The organism is Occultella aeris, assembly GCF_902703175.1.
Classification (GTDB): domain Bacteria; phylum Actinomycetota; class Actinomycetes; order Actinomycetales; family Beutenbergiaceae; genus Occultella; species Occultella aeris.
Genome location: NZ_CACRYJ010000068.1, coordinates 270,017 through 288,778, shown reverse-complemented (window position 1 = coordinate 288,778; position 18,762 = coordinate 270,017). Strand labels below are relative to the sequence as shown.

The following is an 18,762-nucleotide window of genomic DNA, read 5'->3' as shown; positions in this document are numbered from 1 at the left end:
GGACTCCGCGCGGACCCTACGGCCGATTGCGCGCGGGTGACACGTGACGATTCGTCTGGTGACGGTGCCCGACCCTCAGGTCGTCGCCGGGCTGCGCAGCCCCTGCCACGGCCGCTCCACCGCACGGACCGGGCCACCGGTGCGCACCGACTCGTGGATGAGCAGGCCCAGATAGGCGTCCTCGCAGGCGTCGGCCAAGGGATAGAAGGGATCGCCACCGCGTACGTACTCGACCATGCGCACGAGGCACTCCCCCAGCGCGATCTCGTCGTCGGACAGGCGAGCGGGCGCGAACCGGTTCTCGGCGAGGAGACGCTCGCCAAGCCAGACCTGCCTCAGGTGCGCACCCTCAAGATCACCGTCCCGGCCGGTCTCGTCGCGGCGCAGGCTGCTCCTGGCCACCTGACCGGGCCCGACGTACCAGGCCACCTCGTCATCGACGAGTTCACCGTCCACTCCGCGCACCCGCAGGTGTCTGCCGCGCAGCGGCGAGACGTACTGCTCGCCGCCGAACTCATACGCGCCGCGTCGACCACTGGCCCAGCGAAGGTTCGCCCGAACAACCTCGGCGTCGATCACCTGTGGCTCGGGCACCCAACGGTCCCGGCCGCGGACCGCACGTACCCGGTCGACGTCGGCGACGCCGTCGACGACGACGTCCTCGAAGCCCACCCCGAGCAGCAGTCTCAGCAGGGACACCGCATGGTAGTCATGGGCCACGGAGACCGAGGCGGAGCCGACCTGACCGAGCAGGCCCGAGCGCGCGACCGCGATCCGGGCCGCGTGCTGCGGCTGGTACTGGTACTGCTCCGAGACCTGCGCGCCCGAGCCGCCCAGCAGCCCGTGGATCCGGAACAAGGCGTCGATGTCCGGCCCCGGAGGCGTCTCCAGTAGCAACGGCAGCCCCGCGTCGTGGATCCGCAGGGCGAGGTCGCCGACCACCTCCCTCGGCACGCAGACGAAGGCAGCTTCCGGGCAGCCCTGCCGGACGACGTCGTCGAGGTCGGTGCTGGCCGGCACGTTCCACAGGTCCTCGATCCGGGCGGCCGATCGAGCCGAGCGCGCGTAGACCCCCGTGACCTGGACGAGATCGGGGCGTTGACGCGCCACCCGCAGGGCATAGCCGGCGCGCCACCCGGCGCCGGCCACCGCGATCCGAACCGGCTCGCTCACCACAGCCACGTGTCCGACGGCGCTGCCAGGTCCTGCACCCGGGCCCAGAACTCCTCGGGGATGGGCAGCGCGTTCAGCGCGACCGAGCCGCCGACGCGCTCGGGGTGTGAGACACCGAGCACGGTCGAGGCGATCCGAGGGTCTCGTGTCGAGAACTGGATGGCCGCGGCCGGCAGCGGGACCTCGAACGAGCGGGCGAGCTCCTCGATGGCGGCGATCGCAGCGACCACCCGCGGCTCGGCGTCGCGATAGGCGTACCGGGCGCCGGAGACCAGGCCGCGCGCCAGCACGCCACCTCCGAACACGGCCGCGTTGAGCACGCCGACGCCCGCGTCGAACGCCTCCTGGATGAGTTCGTCCGCCGACCGGTCCACCAGCGACCACCGGTTGTGCGTCAGCACGACGTCGAAGACGCCGGTGGCAACGAACCGGCGGAGCATGTCGACGGGTCCGCCGGCCACTCCGATGTACCGGGCGACCCCTCGCTCCTTCAACGCCAACAGCGCCTCCACCGGGCCACCCGGGGCCATGGCCGCGTCGAAACCGACGTGTTCCGGATCGTGCAGGTGCAGCAGGTGGAACGTCTCGAGCCCGAGCCGCTCCTGACTCTCCCGCGCGGAACGGTACATGCGCTCGGCGCCGAAGTCTCCCGAGTCGAGGTCGCGGTCCAGTTTGGTGGCCAGCACGAATTCGTCCGGCAGACCGCCGTTCCTGACGATGGCGGCTCCGATCCGACGTTCGCTCTCACCGCCGGAGTAGCCGTTCGAGGTGTCCAGGAAATTGATCGGGCCATCCATCGCGGCCAGCGCGGTCTCGATGCCGCGTTCGACGGGAGTCTCGTACCCGAAGTTGCCAGGCATCGACCCGATGGGGCCACCGCCGACGCACAGGGGTGTGACGCGAAGGTCGCTCCTACCGAGACGTCGTCTGTCGAGCATGATCGGTTCTGGCACGGTGTGCACTCCTTGATGTCCGCGGCTGTGCTGTCGGACAGTCTAGGAAGGTCGTTCCCTCGGGGCGCGGGCGCGCACTCACTCCTGGCGACGCAGGTGGTCGCACACCCTTCGGAAGTTCCGATCCATGGGCACGACCGCATCCAGCGTGAGGTGCTCCCCGCCGAGGACACCGAACTCGGCTCGCATCCGTTCCACGTGTGCCCAGTCGATCTCGTGCCACCCCGGAATGCCCCTGACCCGGCCCTCCACACGGGAGCGGTGCAGGGCCACGTCGCTGCAGACGCACTCGATGATCCGAAGGTCGGCTCCGTGCTCGGTCGCGGTCGAACGCCACCCCTCCACCACTCCCGGCGTCACCAGGCAGTCGAGGACGGCGCTCTGACCGAGCAGCAGCTGCCGTGTCAACAGACTGCCGAGGAGGCTGTGGTACAGCCGCAGGTGGGTGTCGCGATCCAGGTGAGCCAACTGGCCGGCCGCCGGCTGCAGTGCACCCATGAGCCAGTCGCCGGAGAACGCCGGGGCACCGAGATGAACCGCGGTTCGGTCGGCCATCGTCGACTTCCCGGTGCCCGGCAGACCGGTGAAGATGACCACGACCGGCCGCTCGAGCCCGTGGCGTTCGGCGCGCATGATCCGACCGTAACGGGTCACACCACGAGACCGTCGCGCGCGGCGGCGTTCACGCGAGGAGCCCGGTGATGACCGCCTCGACCGTTCGGTGCGCGGCCGCCCGGACGGTTTCCGCGGGCAGATCCCGCAATGGGCCGGTGAGCGCCAACAGGGCGAACCCGTGCACGGCGGACCAGCACGGCCACTCGGCGCCCGGGCGCGCGGCCGGATCCAACTCCCCTGCGGCGACGAGACCGTCCAGTGCCTCGACGAGCCGCGCCAGCGGAGCGGGCGTCCTCGCGTCGGCGTGCTGTAGCGCCCCGGCACCCGCGAACGCCACCTCGAACCAGCCCGGTTCGGCGATCGCGAAGTCGACGTAGCCCAGGCCGACCGCCGTCAGGCGCGCGCGGGCTCCGCTCTCCTCGGCTCGTCCCGGTCCTGCACAGGACTCCATGCGATCCGACATGCGGTCCTGGATCGCCACGGCGACGGCGGCGAGCAGGCTCTCCCGGTCCGCGAAGTGTCGGTACGCCGCGTTCGGGGAGACGCCCACCTGGCGGGTCACGTCACGCAGCACGAGGGCCCCGGGACCCCCGGATCGGGTCAGTGCCAGCCCGGCCTCGATGAGGGCTTCGTGCAGGTTGCCGTGGTGATAGGTCGCCCGAGCCATCGCTTCCTCCTCCGCAGACCTTGGCCACGATCGCCCGCATGTGTACGCTGTCAACATAGCCCATCAGCCACGCCGTCCGGCCGACCGAGGGAACCCCGATGACGCACCCACCCACCACCCGGTCGGTTGCCCGGCCGCCTGTCGTCGACACCGACACGTGGCAACGCGAGCTGGCCGAGCTGCGCGTGCGTGAGAAGGCAGCCACCCGCGAACTGGATGCGATCGCGGCCCAGCGACGCCGCCTGCCGATGGTGGAGATGGACGACTACACGCTCGTCGGGAGGGACGGGGCCGTTCGCCTGGCCGACATCTTCGAGGGCCGATCGCAGTTGATCACCTACCACCACATGTGGCACCCGGGCGCCGAGTGGCAGTGTGGCGGCTGCACCGGGTTCACGTCCCAGTTCACGCGTCTGGACGCCCTGGCCGCCTACGACGCGCGCTTCGTCATCGTCACCCAGGGCCCGATCGACGACGCCCTCGCCTACCGCGAGAGGGTCGGCAACCGAATGGCGTGGTACTCGACCGCCGACAGTCCGTTCGGTGCCGACGTCGACGCGCCGGCAGGCGGCGGGTTCGCCGTCAATGTCTTCCTGCGCGACGGTGACACGGTCTACCGGACCTGGCACACGAACGGCCGCGGCACGGAGCAGCTCAGTCACTTCTTCCCGCTCCTCGACATCCTTCCGTGGGGACGGAAGGAGGAGTGGCAGGACTCACCGGAGGGCTGGCCGAAGGGCCCGGCCTACGCCGGCTGGCTCGACTCGCCGGACATCGCCCGGCTGTACGGCCCGGGGGCAGCGAGCCATTGAGCGGGGCCACCGAGTTCGGCCTGCGGCTCGAGCACCTGCGCGCGGACGGCAACCGGGTTCCGATGCGGGAGGTCTTCGCCCTGGCCAAGGCGTTCATCGACACCGATCCGGCCGAGATCGAGACCATGCTGGAGTCCCCCGACCACCTGATGCGCGTCGGCGCGGTCAGCATCATGGACTTCCAGGCCCGGAGTCGGCGCACGCCCCCGGAGCGCCGCCGGGAACTGTATGAGCTCTATCTGCGTCGCCATGACCGGATCAACACGTGGGACCTGGTCGACCGTGCCGCCCCGCACGTGGTGGGTGGCTACCTGGCCGACCGGCCGCGGTCGCCGCTGTACGCACTGGCCCGGTCGCAGGACTGGTGGGAGCGCCGCACCGCGATCGTCGCCACCTACTTCTTCATCCGCAACGACGACCTCGGCGATACCTTCGCGATCGCCGGCCTGCTCGCCGACGACCCCGAACCCCTGGTCCAGAAGGCGGTCGGTGGATGGGTCCGTGAGGCCGGCAAGCGGGACCCGGACCGGCTGCTCGCCTTCCTGGACGTGCACGCCGCGACCATGCCACGCGTGGCGCTGCGCTACGCGGTCGAGCGCCTGGACACCGGGACTCGGCAGCGCTACCTGGCCAGGGCCTGACCGCCGGCTGTGCCGTGCCCGCCCCGCATGGCGAGGCACGGCACGGCACGTCAGGCGGTGACGTGCGCCAGGTCGGTGATCTCCCGCAGGAAGCGTGCCCGCACCTGGGCCTTCTCGGCCTCCGGAAGCCAGCACGCGTCGACCCCGGCGAGGGCCATCGCGGTGAGCTGCTCCCGTGACACCCCCACCTGATCGGCCAGGATCCGGTACTCGCTGGCCAGGGTCGTCGGGAACAGGCCGGGGTCGTCCGAGGCGGGCACCAGGTTCAGTCCGGCGTCGAGCATGGCGCGGATCGAGGCGCGTCGCCACGGCCGCCAGGACCGGCGCGAGGTGGTGGAGGCCACCGTGAAGGCGATGCCCTCGTCCCTCATCCGGGCCACCACGGCGTCGTCCTCGAGGACGAAGTACCCGTGGTCCAGGCGGTCGCAGCCGAGGACGTCGAGACACGTGAGGGCGTTCTGGGCCGCGGGCACGTGCTCGGATGTGTGCGCGGTCCGCTTCAGATCGGCCTGCCCGGCCAGCGCGTAGGCCTCGGCGAACCGCTCCGGCGGGCCTGCCGTCTCCAGATTGTCCAGCCCGATGCCGGCGACGTACGGGTGCGGATTCGCCACGACGGTCCGGATCCACTCCAGCGCCTGCTCCCCCGTGCCGGACCGGTCGATCGCGGCGAGCATCCGTCCGGTCATGCCGAAGTCCCGCTCGGCCATCCGGATGCCCTCGGCGTACGCCTCGACGGTTCCTGCGTATCCCAGCGATGCCAGATGCTCCGGCACCATGTCGAAGGAGAACTCCAGGTGCCGGGTATTGCTCAGCCGATCCGCGTCCTCGAATGCCTCGTACACGATCCGGGTCAAGTCATCGGCGTCCCGCAGCACGTCCCGGATCCAGGTCGAGACCTGGAACAGCGAGTACGAGACCTCCGGCTCGTCCGGACTCGGCCCCTGGGGCATCGGGATCCGGGTGTGCCGGTACAGGTCCGGGTCCGGTGGCCGCGAGTTGATGTCGGCGAACACCCGCTCGGCCGGGACCGGCAGCTCGAGACCCTCCCGGCGGGCCAGTTCCGCGAACGTGGCGGAGCGGACCGTGCCGAGCAGGTGGCAGTGCAGGTCGACCTTGGGGAGGGCGTCGAGGTAGGCGTGCGGCACGAGGGCGTCAGCCACCAACGACCTCACGCGCGAAACGCTCGACCCACTCGTTGCGGTTCGGCACGATCTCGTTCGGGTCCAGCGTCTCGTAACCGGCGGCCGTCGGGTCCAGCGCGACGTCGCCGACCACGGCGGTCAGCTCCTCCGGGATCTCCACGGACAGGTTGACCGGCAGGTCACCGACCAGCGCCGCGGACGCCGTCTGCGCCTCGGCGGAGAGCAGATAGTCGATGAACTGGTGCGCGCCGTCGAGGTTCGGGGCGCCGGTGGGGATCATGGCGCGGTTGGTGGCCATGTACCGACCCTCGGCAGGCGGTGCCCAGCCTATCGGCTCCCCAGCCGCGATCAGGTCGGTGGCGAACCCGTTGAGGGCCGCCCCGGCCACGATCTCGCCCTGCGTCAGCAGGTTCGTCAGCTCGGTCGTGGAACTGTAGAACTGCAGGATGTTCGGTGCCCACCCGGCCATCGTCGCGAACGCAGTGTCGACGTCGAAGGGTCCGTCGCCGTACGTCGACGCCACGCCGGAGACGGTGAGCTGGCCCGCCGTCACCGCGATGTCCGGCAACGCGAGGCGGCCGGCGTAGTCGGTGTTCGCGTACAGCTCCCAGTCCGCGGCCTCGTCGGCGCTGAGCTCGTCGGTGTTGTACATGGTGCCGTTGAGCTGGTAGCTGTACGCCGGCCCCGAGTAGGCGTCCTCCACGGCGAACGGAGCGATCTCCTGCAGGTTCGGGACCGCCTCGGCGTCGACCTGCTGGAACAGGCCCTCGGCGTCCGCGATCGCGGCGTACGTGTCCGAGATCAGCATGACGTCCACCCCACCGTCGCCCTGATCCAGCTGGAGCTGGGAGAGCCGGTCGGCGTTCGACCCTGTATCGAGGACCACCTCGATGCCGGTGGCCTCGGTGAACGGGTCCACCACCGCCTCGGTGAACTCCTCGACCCCGAACGGGAAGGTGCTCACGACGATGCTCTGCGCATCACCGTCACCACCGCCGGCATCGTCGGAGCAGCCCGCCAGGACGAGCGCGACCGCGGTCAGGCCGGTGGTGGCGAGGAGGGTGCGGCGCCGCAGCGCCGAAGACTTCGGGTTCATGGTTGCCTCTCGTGGTGGGGATGGTCGACGGCGGAACTTCAGTCGCCGGTGAGCGGGACCAGGTGCGTGGTAGGCACGTGTACCCAGACGTGTGTGCCCTGGGTCAGGTCGGGGGCGGATTCGGCGCGCAGGTCGGCGAGCAGCTCGATCCGTGCACCCGAGGCGTCCGTGGCCGCGACGGTGACCAGCAGGTCCACGCCGCGGTAGGCCAGGTCCATGACCACACCGGACACGACCGCGCCGGCGGAGGCGGACGGCGCCTGCTCCCCCACGGTCAAGGAGAGGTGCTCCGGTCGGATCGTGGCAAGCCCACCGCCGGTGTCGGTGAGGAAGTTCTCGTAGCCGAGGAACTCCGCGACGAACCGGTTCGCGGGCGCGGGAAAGACCTCCTGCGGGGCTCCCTGCTGCTGGATCCTCCCATCCTTCATCAGCACCATCTCGTCGCTCATCTCGAGCGCCTCGTCCTGGTCATGGGTCACGAGCACCACCGCGAGACCGGTCTCGGCCTGGATCCGGCGGATCTCTGCGCGCATCTGGATCCGCAGCCGCGCGTCGAGATTGGACAAAGGCTCGTCCAGGAGCAGCAGCTTGGGCCGGATCGCGATGGCCCGGGCCAGGGCGACCCGTTGCTGCTGTCCGCCGGACAGTCTCTTCGGCTTGCTCGTCGACAGGTGCGCCAACCCGACCAGTTCCAGCGACTCGGCGACCCGGCGGGCCCGCTCGGCGGCCGGCACCCGGCGCATCTTGAGCCCGAAGCCGACGTTCTCGGCGACGCTCATGTGCGGGAACAGCGCGTAGGACTGGAACACCATGCCCAGGTCCCGTTTCTCCGGCGGGGTACGCGTGGAGTCCACCCCGGCGATGCTGATCGTGCCGCGCGAGGGGGCCAGGTAGCCGGCCAGCATCCGAAGGCTGGTGGTCTTGCCGCAGCCGCTGGGGCCGAGCAGGGTGGTCAGCTTGCCGTCGGGGATGGTCAGGTCGATGTTGTCGACGGCGGTGAAGTCACCGAAGACCTGGCTCACCCCGCGGAACTGCGCTGCGTCTGTCATCGGTTGATGCCTCCAAAGACCTTCGCGAAGCCGACGGTGCGCTCGGCGACCACGGCCACCAGCACGGTGGCGGCCAGGATCACCACGGAGATCGCCGCGACGATCGGGTCGTAGTTCTGCTGCACGTAGTCGAGCATCACCACGGGCAGGGTGCGGAAGTCGCGGCTCTGCAGGAGCAGGGACAGCGGCACGTTGTTGAACGAGGTGATGAAACTGAGCAGCGCCGCGGAGAACAGGCCCGGGCGCAGCAGCGGCAGGGTGATCGAGAAGAAGGTCCGGCCCGCCGAGGCGCCGAGACCGCGGGCGGCGTCCTCCACCGCGGGGTCGATGAGCGCCAGCGAGGCGCCGGTCACCCGGACCGCGTACGGGAACATCAGCACGGTGTGCCCGAACAGGAGGGTCTGGAAGTTGTCCAGACCGAAGCCGACCATGAGCTGCTGGTACAGGGCCAGGCCGACCACGAGTTCCGGCACGATCAGCGGAGACAGGAACAGACCCTCGACCAGGGCCTTGCCAGGGAGCTTCCCGCGGTGGATCGCCAGCGCCACCGGCACGCCGAGCGCGAGTGCCAGTGCCGCTGAGATCACCGCGAGGATCAGGCTGGAGACCAGTGAGCTCGTGAACGGGGTGTACGTGAGCGCCGCCTCGAACCACCGGAGCGAGAAGCCCTCCGGCGGGAACCGCAGCGTCGAGCCCGCCGTGAACGCGGTGATCACGACGAACAGGATCGGCACGAGCATGACGACGTAGCCGAGGACGGCAAGGCTCGCGGCGATCGGGTGGCGGGTCCTCATGAGGTCGCTCCACGACGTGCCGCGAGAGCGGACAGACCGGAGACGGTGAACACCAGCACCGTCATGATCAGCGCGGTCGCGCTGGCGGCGGCCCAGTCGATGGTGGTGGACGAGTACGTGTACAGCTGGGTGGAGAGCATCCGCTGCCGCGAGCCCCCGAGCAGGTACGGCGTGGTGTAGGCGGTCACGGCACCGGCGAACACCAGGGTCGCGGCCACTACGACGCCTGGCCCGGAGAGCGGCACCACCACGGCCCAGAACGTGCGGGTCCGGCTCGCGCCGAGCCCACGGGCCGCCTCGTCGAGCCCGGCGTCGACCTGAGCCAGCGCGGAGTACGAGGCCACCACGGCGAGCGGCAGGAAGATCTGGGTCAGACCCAGCACGATCGCGAGCGGGGTGTACAACAGCTGCGGCGCGGTGTCCACGAGACCCAGGCGCAGGAGCAGCTGCGGGATCGCTCCCTGCGATCCGAGCACCACCAGCCACCCGAACGTACGCACCACCGAGGACAGCAGCAACGGGAAGATCGCCAGCGCCAGCAGCACCCCGGCCCACCGCGACGTCGACCTGGAGAGCAGGTAGGCGATCGGATACCCGAGGCCGATACAGATGACGGTGACGATCAGTCCGAGCCCGAGCGTGCGCATCACGATGGCCTGGTCGTAGGGATCGGTCAGCATCCTTCCGAGCCGTTCGAACACCTCGCTCGGGCTGACGCCGGGCGGCGCGAAGAGCATGGCGACCGACGGGATCAGGAATCCGATCAGGAGCACGGCCAGACCCGGCAGGACGAGCAGTGCGGTGCGGCCACGCATGAGCACTCCTCCCGTCGTCCAGAGTCATCACAACCGGTTCCACAACCGGTTACATTGGGGAGTGTAAACGGGTGGATCCCCCGTTCGGCAACTTCGTCCGCAGATTGAACGTCAGAAGAACGGGAGGCACGGGTATGGCCACGCTCTCCGATGTCGCGGTCCGAGCGCAGGTGTCCAAGGCCACCGCCTCACGGGCCCTGAGCCGCCCAGAGCTCGTCGCCCCGGCCACCGTCGCCCGGGTCCGAGCCGCCGCGGCGGACCTCGACTTCGTGGCCAACCGGGCCGCGCAGCACCTCGCCCGCGGCCGAACCGGAATCCTCGGACTGCTGGTCCCGACCCTCAGCAACGCGTTCTTCGCGCCGATCATCGGCGGCGCCCAGATCCGGGCCGAGGAGGCCGACCTTCAGCTCTCCGTCGCTGTCCTGCCCCTTGAGGACCCAGCCGAGCTCGGCCGGTTCGACCGGCTCGCGACCGGCGTGGACGGGTTCCTCGTCGTGGCACCCCGGGGGCCGGACTCGCTGGTTGCAGAGGCTGCCGCACGCAAGCCCGTCGTCCTGGTCGACCGCGAGGTGGACGGGCTCGGGTCCGTGGTGGCGGACACGGCCGGTGCGTTCGCAGAACTACTGCGCGGCCTCGCAGCGGCGGGGCATCGCCGCATCCTGTACATCGGTGGCCCCGATCGTTCCTGGCAGAACGCCCAACGCACCGCGACCCTGCACCAGGCAGCGACCGCCGTCGGCGTCCTTCTCGATGTGCTCGGCCCGTATCCGGCGACGTTCGACGCCGGCGCCGGCCTGGTCGACCGCGTCGCCTCCTCCGACGCCGATGCGGTACTCCCCTATGCCAGCGACCTCGGCCTCGGCCTGCTCCTCGGTCTTGTCGGCCGAGGCCTCGCCCGGGTGGGCGACGGGGTGCCCACGGCCGGCGGCGACCGGTTGATCAGGGTGGTCGGCGTGCCCGGCACGCCGCGCGTGGACGTCGACGGCGAACGGCTCGGCGCGGCCGCCCTCGGCCAGTTGATCTCGGCGCCGGCGGGCACGGGCGAGCCGACCCGAGCGCGTCTGCACGTACCCATCTCGTGGGCCGGCGAGGGGCCTGGACAAGCCCGCTGACAGCACCGACCTCCGCCCCCGTGGCTCGACCACGCGGGGCCGTAGGTCGCGCCTGCTTGCACATTCATCGTGGGTACGTTTAATCTGACTCTCAGACAACACTGATGTTGAATATATCTAGAGGAGCACTGTGGCTCACCCTTCCCTGACCGAGACCACCGCACGGGTCCAGGAGATCATCGGATCGGACGCGATCACCCGGATCTTCCGCGATGCGATGTCACGGACGCTGCGCGACGCGTTCGTCCACTCGGACGGCGAGGAGGTGTTCGTCCTCACCGGTGATATCCCGGCGATGTGGCTGCGCGACTCCGCCGCACAGGTACGCCCCTACCTACCGCTCGCCGCCGACGATCCGGGCGTCGCGGACCTGCTCGTGTCGCTCGTCCGGCGGCAGGTCCGGGCGATCCTGCTCGACCCGTACGCGAACGCCTTCAACGCCCGGCCCGACGGCGCGGGGCACGCCGGCGACGAGACGCAGATGCACCCGGGCGTGTGGGAACGCAAGTACGAGGTCGACTCGTTGTGCTTCCCGCTGCAGCTCGCCCACCAGGTCTGGCGGATCACCGGGCGAACGGACCACCTGGACGCGGAGTTCGCCCGCGCCGCCGACCTCATCATCACCACCTGGCAGGTGGAACAGGACCACGCCGAGCGCTCGCCGTACCGCTTCCAACGTCACGACGGCCCGCCGACGGACACCCTCACGGATGGCGGGAACGGCTCACCGGTCGGCCGGACGGGTATGACCTGGAGCGGGTTCCGGCCGAGCGACGACGCGTGCGTCCTGAACTACAACGTGCCTGGCAACCTGTTCGCGATCCATGTCCTGGGCAACCTCGCCGAGCTGGCCACGGTGGTCCTGGACGATCCTGCCCTCGCGAGCCGGGCCCGGGATCTGGCCGCCGAGCTCGCCGCGGGCGTGCGCGAGTGGGGCATCGTCACGCACCCGGTCCACGGCCGGATCTACGCCTACGAGGTCGACGGACTCGGCGGCGCGGTCCTCATGGACGACGCGAACATGCCGAGCCTGCTCTCGCTGCCGCTCACCGGCGGCGACGCCATCGACGCCGAGATCTACCGCAACACCCGGGCGTTCGTCCTCTCCCCCGACAACCCGACCTACACGAGGGGCACCCACGCCGTCGGGCTCGGCAGCCCGCACACCCCACCCGACCATGTCTGGCCGATCGCCCTGGCCGTCCAGGGCCTCACTACCGACGACGACGCCGAGAAGCGACGGATCCTCGACCTGCTCGCCCGGACCCATGCCGACACGTTCCGCATGCACGAGTCGTTCCACGTCGACGATCCGGCGACCTTCACCCGCGAGTGGTTCTCCTGGGCCGACTCGATGTTCTGCGAACTGGTACTGGACGTGTGCGGCGCCGGCGTGCAATCCACCCTCGACGAAGAGCAGGTGCCCACACCATGACGACCATCCAGCCCACCGCCGTCAGTGCCGACGCGATGGACATCGCAACCGACAGGGTCACGAGTCCCGCACGGCGCCGGGACCGGCATTCGCGGCCGTTCCGCAAACCGCAGCCCCAGGAGATCTGGGGCTGGATCTTCGTCCTCGTGCCCATGCTCCTGTTCCTGACGTTCGTCATCATCCCCGTGGTGATGGCGGTCGTGCTGAGCTTCACCGACTACGCCGTCATCGGGGACGCCTCGTGGGTCGGGCTGGAGAACTACCAGCGCATCGCGGGCGATCCGATCTTCCTGCTCGCGTTGCGCAACACCGCGATCTACACCCTCATGTTCGTTCCCCTTGGGGTGGCCGTCGCGCTCGGTACCGCGCTGCTGCTCAACCGGAACAGCAGAGCCGTCAAGCTGTTCCGGACGTTCTTCTACATCCCGGTGGTCGCGTCCACGGTGGCGACCGCGACGATCTGGTACTGGCTGCTGAACCCGCAGTCTGGCCTGTTCAACATCGTCCTCGGCTGGTTCGGGATCAACGGGCCGGCCTGGCTCTACGACTCCAAGTGGGCGATGACGGCGATCGTGCTGATGTCCGTCTGGTCCGGGTTCGGCACCAACATGCTGATCTACCTCGGCGGCCTGCAGGGCATCGCCCGCGAGCTGTACGAGGCGGTCCGGATCGACGGGGCGAACGTCTGGCAGACGTTCCGGTACATCACGATCCCCGGGCTGTCCCGCACCACGTTCCTGATCTCGACGCTGCTGATCATCGGCGCGTTCCAGGTGTTCGACCAGGCCTACCTGCTCACGAAGGGTGGGCCCGGCAACTCCACCCTGACGGTCGTCTACTACATCTACAACCAGGGATTCGGCGGCCTGAAGATGGGCTACGCCTCGGCCCTGTCCTTCGTCCTGTTCCTGATCATCGCCGTGTTCTCGCTGATCAACTTCAAGCTCACGTCCAGGAGCCAGTCATGACCACCGCCGACCCGTACGTCCTGCGTCTGAAGCGTGCGAGCACACCCCGCCAGAAGGTCGGTACCACCGCCTGGTACATCGCGGTCATCGCGGTCTCGATCACCACGGTGTTCCCGCTGATCTGGACGATCGTCACCTCACTCAAGCCCGAGGGCGAGATCCTGTCCTCCTCGCTGCAGATCTGGCCGGACCAACCCACCCTCGAGAACTACGTGAAGGCGTGGACGTCGGTGCCGTTCGGGCGGTACTTCTTCAACTCGACCTTCCTGGCCATCGCCGGGGTGGTGCTGAACATCTTCTTCGGCTCCCTCGCCGGGTACGCGTTCGCGCGCCTGCGATTCCGCGGGAAGCGGGTCCTGTTCGGCACGCTGCTGTCCTCGTTGATGATCCCCGGGATCGTCACCATGGTGCCGACGTTCCTGGTTCTGCGCCGGTTCCCGTTCGCCGGTGGCAACGACTTCTTCGGCCAGGGCGGGATGGGCTTCATCAACTCGTACTGGGCGATCATCCTGCCCGGGGCCGCGGGTGCGTTCGCCGTGTTCTTCATGCGCCAGTTCTTCGCATCCATGCCGGAGGAACTCGCCGAGGCCGCCCGGATCGACGGCGCCTCCGAGTTCCGGATCTTCGCCCAGATCTACATGCCGCTCGCCAAGGCCGGCGCCGCGGTGCTCGGCATCCTCACGTTCCAGGCCGGCTGGAACAGCTTCATGTGGCCGCTGATCGTGCTCAGCGATCGCGACATGCTGACCGTCCAGGTCGGCCTGGCGGCCTTCAAGACCGAACACACGACGGACTACGGGCCGCTGATGGCCGGCACGGTCATCGTGAGTCTGCCGGTCCTGCTCATCTTCGTGCTCGCCCAGCGCTACATCATCGAGGGCGTCGCGCACGTCGGTTCCAAATAGCTCCCCCACCCAACAATAAGGAGACAGTTCGTCATGTCGACGAAGACACGAACCTCAACATTCATGAAGCTCTCGGCGGGACTCGCCGTCGGGGCGCTCGCCCTGGCCGCCTGCTCCTCGGGCGGCGGCGGCGGCGCTGGCGACGACGACGGCGGTGACGGCGGTCAGGAGGTCACCTTCTGGGGTAACTGGACCGGGGAGCAGGCCACCCAGATCGAGACCCAGGTCGAGGCGTTCAACGCCAGCCAGGATGACTACGTCGTCACCTACCAGCCCCAGGAGGAGGTCGAGGCCAAGCTCCTCACCGCGATCGCCGGCGGTGGCGTACCGGACGTCGTGCTCTGGGACCGGTTCGCGACCAGCGTCTACGCGAGCAAGGGAGCGCTGATGTCGCTCGAGGACCTGATCGCCGAGGACTCCGTCGACACCTCGATGTTCTACGAGGCCGCCCTGAACGAGCTCACCTACGACGGCACCGTCTACGGGATCCCGCTCACGGTGGACAACCGGTCGCTGTTCTACAACGAGGACCTGCTCACCGAGGCCGGCCTCGAGCCGCCCACGAACTGGGCCGAGCTCGCCGACGCGGCCGAGGCGCTGACCGTGCGCGAGGGTGGCACCCTGGCCCGGTCCGGCTTCGCGCTCTCCGACGTCGGCCTGTTCAGCATGTGGCTCGGCCAGGCCGGTGGCCAGATGGTCTCCGACGACGGCCAGGCGGCCTTCAACACCCCGGAGGGCCTCGCCGTCCTCGAGGAGTGGGACGACCTCATGAACAACCGCGGCGTGTACGACCTCGGTTTCGCCGAGGGCACCGATGGGTTCGCCGAAGGCACCGTGGCCATGGCCTACAACGGCCCGTGGACCCTGGCGACCTATGACGCGATCGAGGACCTCAACTACGGGATCGTCGCGGCGCCTGCGGGCCCGAACGGCGACCAGGCCTCCGGCCTTGGCGGCTTCGGCATGATCATCCCGGAGGGTGCCCCGAACGTCGAGGGTGCCTGGGAGTTCATCAAGTGGTGGACCACGCAGCCCGAGAACGGCGTGGCCTTCGCTGAGCTGAGCGGCAACATGCCAGCCAACCTCCAGGCCGCCGAGGACCCGTTCTTCACTGAGAACGAGGCCTACTCGGCGCTGCTGGAGACGATGGCGTTCGCGACCGCACGGCCCACGATCCCAGGCTACTCCGACGCCGAGGGGCAGGGGCTCATCCCCGAGCTCCAGCGCTTCATGGCCGGCGAGATCAGCGCCCAGGAGGCGCTCGACAACGCCGAGGAGTCCTTCAACCGGATCCTGGCCGAGAACGCCTGATCGATGACGCACACCGACTGGTCCGAACGAGCGGACCTCGCCCACCGCAGCCTCACGGTGCTCTACGGTGCTGCGGCGCCGCAACTGCTGAACAACTCCCATCCCGTCGATGAGAACGCCACGTTCAACTACTGGTGGCTCGCACATGCGATGGACGTCGCGATCGACGGCTGGGAACGCACCGGCGATCCGGCCCACCTGCGCACCGCCGTCGGGATCTTCGAGAACATCGTCGCCCGCAACTCCGGCAGCCTGTTCAATGACTACTTCGACGACATGCTCTGGCTCGCCCTCGCCCTGGAGCGCCTGTCCCGCGCTCCGGGGTACGAGGAGTACCTCGAGCCGGCGCGGGTGATCTGGCAGCACTGCCTCGACGACGGCTGGAACGAGGTGATGGGCGGCGGGATCGCGTGGCGCAAGTCGCAGACGTACTACAAGAACACGCCGGCGAACGGGCCGTTCATCATCCTCGGTGCCAGGCTGGCGTCCCGGTTCGGCAGTGACGGCTCGGGCGAGCCGTACCTGACCTGGGCCCGGCGCACGATGGACTGGCTCACCGAGCACCTGGTCCGCGAGGACGGCACCGTGGAGGACGGCGTGAACCGTGAGGGTGACGCCCAGGTCGACACGGACTGGCGTTACACCTACAACTACGGCCTGTTCATCGGTGCGTGCGTCGAGCTCTTCGCGCACGACGACGACCCTGCCTGGTTGGACCGGGCCCAGCTCAGTGCGCGCCGGGCCGTCGACCTCCTCGCCACGGACGGGGTGTTCCCGGAGACCGGTGGCGGCGACGTGGGGCTCTTCAAGGGCATCTTCTACCGGTATCTGGACCTGCTCCTGGACCTGCGCCCGTCCCCCGACCTGGTCGCGTTCGTGCGGTCCGGGACGGACCGGCTCTGGGACGTGAACCGGCTCGACGATGCCGAGGGCGTGCTCTGGGCCGGCGACGACTGGAGGGCCCGACCGCAGGGGCGGACGTCCATGTCCACCCAGCTCTCGGCCGTCATGGCGACCGAGACACGCGCACGGATCGAGGCTCGTGAGCTCGCGCAGACGCCGGCCTGAGTTCCGCCCGGTGCCAGCGACCCGGCCGGCGTTCACCCGCCGTCGGGCGTTGGCACTGGGCGGAGCCGGCGCCTTGAGCGCCACCCTGCTCGCCGCTTGCGGGCCGGATCAGGGCCCGCCACCCAAGGTGGTCGCTGCGGTCCCGCCACCGGATCCGCGGCGCGCGGCGCCTTGGCGGGCGGCGGTGACCCAGGCGAGCCTCGCCGAGTACTTCGGTGCGCCCTCGCCCCAACTGCTGCACTACGCCCAGCCGGTGGACCCGGCGGCGGACGCGCCGTTCCACTACTGGTGGAACGCCCACGCCATCGACGCGGCCATCGACGCCTGGGAGCGCACCGGCGCTGCCGACGATCTGGACCGCGCGCAGGAACTCCGGGAGAACCTGACCCTGCGCAACGGCGCCGACCTGTTCAACGACTTCTTCGACGATATGGGCTGGTTCGCGCTGGCCCTGTTGCGGCTCGCCGACGCGGCCGGTGACGACAGTGCGCTCGAGGACGCGATCGCCCTGCACGATCACATCTGGGATCTCGGCTGGAGCACGCAGGGCGGCGGGATCGTCTGGCAGAAGGGCCAGTACCACTACAAGAACACACCCGCGAACGGCCCGTTCGTGATCGCCGGACACCGGCTGCACCGGACCACGGGCGAGGCCCGGTTCCTCGACCGCGCCCGGGCGTCGCTGCAGTGGTGGGAGGACACGCTGGTCGAGCCGGGCGGCTTCGTTCACGACGGCATCAATCGCAACCGCGACGGCACCATCGACACCGACTGGCGGTTCACCTACAACCAGGGCCTGTACGTGGGGGCCTGCGTCGAGGAGTTCCGGACCGCCGGCGACCCGGCCCGGCTGGACCGGGCCGCCATGACGATCGACGTGAGTCTGGCCGAGCTGACGGACGGACCCGTGTTCACCCCCGACGGCGAGGGTGGCGACGCCGGCCTGTTCGCTGGGATCTTCTACCGGTACGCCGGTCAGTTCCTCGCCGAGGCCGAGCACACCGCGCTCAGTGAGTTCATCGTGACCAGCACGGACGCGCTGTTCGAGAACCAGTACGGCGGTGACGGCACGCTCCTGGCCGGGGACGACTGGTCCGCGCCCGCACCGACGCGCACCGACCTGTCCACGCAACTCACGGCGGTGATGGCGACCGAGGTCGTGGCGGCGCAGTACCGGACCTGACCCACGGGCGGCCGGTCCACTCAGACCCACCCGCGGCGGACGGCCTCCGCGCCGAGCTGGAACCGCGTCGCCACGCGCGTGAGCTCCATGAGCGCGCTGACGCGTCGCTGCACGGTGCGCGCGGAGATGCCGAGCTGGCTCGCGATGCGCGCGTCGGTCAGGCCCACCATGAGCAGCGTCAACATCGACCGGTCGAGGTCGGCCACCTCGTCGGTCACACCCGGTTCACCCTCGTCGGTGAGGCGCGCCGCCCGCGACCACGTCGACTCGAAGACCTCCACCAGCAAGTCCAGCAGGCTCGACGGATGGACGAGGATCGCGCCGTAGCGATCATCGGTCGTGCGGCGCATCGGCAGCAGAGCGAGGTCGTCGTCGATGATGAGCAGCCGGGTCGGCAGTGCCGGCGCCACCCGCACGTACTCGCCGTACGGCAGCGCCTCCCGCGCCGCGGCGTAGAAGTGGGCGTCGTCCATGACCCCGCGCTCGACGAGCACCCGGTACCGCACGCCCCGCAGCAGCGCGCGCTCCTCCTCGGCGTTCTCCTCCGCGGAGACGAACGGCACGTCCGCGCGCACGAAGGCGCGTACCTGTTGCTCCGCGGCCGCCTGCAACTGCGCGAACCGCTGTCGGACGGCGTCCGCACCGAGCACGACGTCGACGACATCCGCGGCCGTGCGTCCCGCGAGCGACTCCCGGTAGACGGCCTCGAGGTCGACGAGGTCGGATCGGACGATATCGAGGCGTCGCTCCTGCTCGGCCAGGAGCGCCCGGAGCGCGATGCCGGGCGGGGACGCGACCGCGCGCTCGGAGTCCGCTCCCTGCCGCGCGGCGAGTCCCATCGTCTCGAGAGCGGCGAGGAGCTCCGTGACGCGGCCCGCCGTGAGCGTGACTTCCGGCGCCAGCTCGGCAGCCGTCGCGGACGGTCGCGCCACGAGCGCTCGATAGACGCGAGCCGACTCCTCGTCCAACCCGATGCCGTCAAGCATGTACATCGCCCCATTCTGTCGAGCGTGAGGATCGCCT

General features: G+C 69.7%; 19 protein-coding genes. 9 read left to right on the top strand and 10 right to left on the bottom strand.

What is annotated here, in order from left to right:
* Window positions 1-75 precede the first annotated feature (75 nt).
* The 4 genes from HALOF300_RS25080 to HALOF300_RS25065 form a co-directional block, all read right to left on the bottom strand.
* A complete protein-coding gene (locus HALOF300_RS25080) occupies window positions 76-1,173 on the bottom strand; it encodes a Gfo/Idh/MocA family oxidoreductase (RefSeq protein WP_197522826.1) in 1,098 nt (365 codons plus the stop codon).
* Window positions 1,170-2,126, bottom strand: a complete 957-nt coding sequence (locus tag HALOF300_RS25075; protein WP_231955749.1) for an aldo/keto reductase — start codon at window positions 2,124-2,126, stop codon at window positions 1,170-1,172. The genes HALOF300_RS25080 and HALOF300_RS25075 overlap by 4 nt, the downstream gene beginning before the upstream one ends.
* Before the next feature lie 78 nt (window positions 2,127-2,204).
* Window positions 2,205-2,759 (bottom strand): AAA family ATPase, encoded by a 555-nt coding sequence (locus HALOF300_RS25070; protein WP_156743591.1) that lies wholly within the window; start codon window positions 2,757-2,759, stop codon window positions 2,205-2,207.
* 49 nt (window positions 2,760-2,808) lie between these two features.
* The gene (locus tag HALOF300_RS25065; protein ID WP_156743590.1) at window positions 2,809-3,408 is read right to left on the bottom strand and encodes a TetR/AcrR family transcriptional regulator; all 600 of its coding nucleotides are present in this window, start codon (window positions 3,406-3,408) and stop codon (window positions 2,809-2,811) included.
* A gap of 98 nt (window positions 3,409-3,506) precedes the next feature.
* On the opposite strand from HALOF300_RS25065, the gene HALOF300_RS25060 reads away from it, so the two are divergent.
* The gene (locus HALOF300_RS25060) at window positions 3,507-4,220 is read left to right on the top strand and encodes a DUF899 domain-containing protein (RefSeq protein WP_156743589.1); all 714 of its coding nucleotides are present in this window, start codon (window positions 3,507-3,509) and stop codon (window positions 4,218-4,220) included.
* Window positions 4,217-4,861, top strand: a complete 645-nt coding sequence (locus HALOF300_RS25055) for a DNA alkylation repair protein (protein ID WP_231955748.1) — start codon at window positions 4,217-4,219, stop codon at window positions 4,859-4,861. The genes HALOF300_RS25060 and HALOF300_RS25055 overlap by 4 nt, the downstream gene beginning before the upstream one ends.
* 50 nt (window positions 4,862-4,911) lie before the next feature.
* On the opposite strand, the gene HALOF300_RS25050 is transcribed toward HALOF300_RS25055, so the two are convergent.
* The 5 genes from HALOF300_RS25050 to HALOF300_RS25030 are packed head-to-tail and all read right to left on the bottom strand — an operon-like array spanning window position 4,912 to window position 9,757.
* On the bottom strand, window positions 4,912-6,021 hold the full coding sequence (locus tag HALOF300_RS25050) for an adenosine deaminase family protein (protein WP_231955747.1): 1,110 nt from the start codon (window positions 6,019-6,021) through the stop codon (window positions 4,912-4,914).
* A complete protein-coding gene (locus HALOF300_RS25045; protein ID WP_156743588.1) occupies window positions 6,014-7,099 on the bottom strand; it encodes an ABC transporter substrate-binding protein in 1,086 nt (361 codons plus the stop codon). Before HALOF300_RS25045 ends, HALOF300_RS25050 begins: the two co-directional genes overlap by 8 nt.
* A gap of 38 nt (window positions 7,100-7,137) precedes the next feature.
* Window positions 7,138-8,148, bottom strand: coding sequence for an ABC transporter ATP-binding protein (locus HALOF300_RS25040; protein WP_156743587.1), 1,011 nt, complete (start codon window positions 8,146-8,148; stop codon window positions 7,138-7,140).
* On the bottom strand, window positions 8,145-8,942 hold the full coding sequence (locus tag HALOF300_RS25035) for an ABC transporter permease (RefSeq protein WP_156743586.1): 798 nt from the start codon (window positions 8,940-8,942) through the stop codon (window positions 8,145-8,147). Before HALOF300_RS25035 ends, HALOF300_RS25040 begins: the two co-directional genes overlap by 4 nt.
* Window positions 8,939-9,757, bottom strand: coding sequence for an ABC transporter permease (locus HALOF300_RS25030; protein ID WP_156743585.1), 819 nt, complete (start codon window positions 9,755-9,757; stop codon window positions 8,939-8,941). The genes HALOF300_RS25035 and HALOF300_RS25030 overlap by 4 nt, the downstream gene beginning before the upstream one ends.
* A 134-nt stretch (window positions 9,758-9,891) precedes the next feature.
* Between HALOF300_RS25030 and HALOF300_RS25025 the strand changes: the two genes are divergently transcribed.
* The 7 genes from HALOF300_RS25025 (at window position 9,892) to HALOF300_RS24995 (ending at window position 17,739) form a co-directional block, all read left to right on the top strand.
* Window positions 9,892-10,869, top strand: coding sequence for a LacI family DNA-binding transcriptional regulator (locus HALOF300_RS25025; RefSeq protein ID WP_156743584.1), 978 nt, complete (start codon window positions 9,892-9,894; stop codon window positions 10,867-10,869).
* A gap of 130 nt (window positions 10,870-10,999) precedes the next feature.
* Entirely contained in the window at window positions 11,000-12,304 is a 1,305-nt protein-coding gene (locus HALOF300_RS25020; protein WP_156743583.1) for a glycoside hydrolase family 125 protein, read from the top strand.
* A complete protein-coding gene (locus tag HALOF300_RS25015) occupies window positions 12,301-13,272 on the top strand; it encodes a carbohydrate ABC transporter permease (protein WP_154794094.1) in 972 nt (323 codons plus the stop codon). Before HALOF300_RS25020 ends, HALOF300_RS25015 begins: the two co-directional genes overlap by 4 nt.
* Window positions 13,269-14,177: a carbohydrate ABC transporter permease gene (locus HALOF300_RS25010; RefSeq protein ID WP_156743582.1), complete on the top strand. Its 909-nt coding sequence runs from the start codon at window positions 13,269-13,271 to the stop codon at window positions 14,175-14,177. The genes HALOF300_RS25015 and HALOF300_RS25010 overlap by 4 nt, the downstream gene beginning before the upstream one ends.
* A 33-nt stretch (window positions 14,178-14,210) precedes the next feature.
* The gene (locus HALOF300_RS25005; protein WP_231955746.1) at window positions 14,211-15,488 is read left to right on the top strand and encodes an ABC transporter substrate-binding protein; all 1,278 of its coding nucleotides are present in this window, start codon (window positions 14,211-14,213) and stop codon (window positions 15,486-15,488) included.
* Window positions 15,489-15,491: 3 nt separating this feature from the next.
* A complete protein-coding gene (locus HALOF300_RS25000) occupies window positions 15,492-16,556 on the top strand; it encodes a glycoside hydrolase family 76 protein (protein ID WP_156743581.1) in 1,065 nt (354 codons plus the stop codon).
* A gap of 184 nt (window positions 16,557-16,740) precedes the next feature.
* Entirely contained in the window at window positions 16,741-17,739 is a 999-nt protein-coding gene (locus HALOF300_RS24995) for a glycoside hydrolase family 76 protein (RefSeq protein WP_197522825.1), read from the top strand.
* Window positions 17,740-17,759: 20 nt separating this feature from the next.
* Here the strand turns inward: HALOF300_RS24995 and HALOF300_RS24990 are convergent, their stop codons facing one another.
* On the bottom strand, window positions 17,760-18,731 hold the full coding sequence (locus tag HALOF300_RS24990; protein WP_231955745.1) for a helix-turn-helix domain-containing protein: 972 nt from the start codon (window positions 18,729-18,731) through the stop codon (window positions 17,760-17,762).
* Between the last annotated feature and the right edge of the window lie 31 nt (window positions 18,732-18,762).

Bases quoted from the DNA above. Each gene is read 5' to 3' on its own strand.
- HALOF300_RS24990 (WP_231955745.1), bottom strand. From the start codon at position 18,731: ATGTACATGCTTGACGGCATCGGGTTGGACGAGGAGTCGGCTCGCGTC.
- HALOF300_RS25035 (WP_156743586.1), bottom strand. From the start codon at position 8,942: ATGAGGACCCGCCACCCGATCGCCGCGAGCCTTGCCGTCCTCGGCTAC.
- HALOF300_RS25010 (WP_156743582.1), top strand. From the start codon at position 13,269: ATGACCACCGCCGACCCGTACGTCCTGCGTCTGAAGCGTGCGAGCACA.
- HALOF300_RS25065 (WP_156743590.1), bottom strand. From the start codon at position 3,408: ATGGCTCGGGCGACCTATCACCACGGCAACCTGCACGAAGCCCTCATC.
- HALOF300_RS25000 (WP_156743581.1), top strand. From the start codon at position 15,492: ATGACGCACACCGACTGGTCCGAACGAGCGGACCTCGCCCACCGCAGC.
- HALOF300_RS25040 (WP_156743587.1), bottom strand. From the start codon at position 8,148: ATGACAGACGCAGCGCAGTTCCGCGGGGTGAGCCAGGTCTTCGGTGAC.
- HALOF300_RS25060 (WP_156743589.1), top strand. From the start codon at position 3,507: ATGACGCACCCACCCACCACCCGGTCGGTTGCCCGGCCGCCTGTCGTC.
- HALOF300_RS25015 (WP_154794094.1), top strand. From the start codon at position 12,301: ATGACGACCATCCAGCCCACCGCCGTCAGTGCCGACGCGATGGACATC.
- HALOF300_RS25070 (WP_156743591.1), bottom strand. From the start codon at position 2,759: ATGCGCGCCGAACGCCACGGGCTCGAGCGGCCGGTCGTGGTCATCTTC.
- HALOF300_RS25030 (WP_156743585.1), bottom strand. From the start codon at position 9,757: ATGCGTGGCCGCACCGCACTGCTCGTCCTGCCGGGTCTGGCCGTGCTC.
- HALOF300_RS25045 (WP_156743588.1), bottom strand. From the start codon at position 7,099: ATGAACCCGAAGTCTTCGGCGCTGCGGCGCCGCACCCTCCTCGCCACC.
- HALOF300_RS25005 (WP_231955746.1), top strand. From the start codon at position 14,211: ATGTCGACGAAGACACGAACCTCAACATTCATGAAGCTCTCGGCGGGA.
- HALOF300_RS25025 (WP_156743584.1), top strand. From the start codon at position 9,892: ATGGCCACGCTCTCCGATGTCGCGGTCCGAGCGCAGGTGTCCAAGGCC.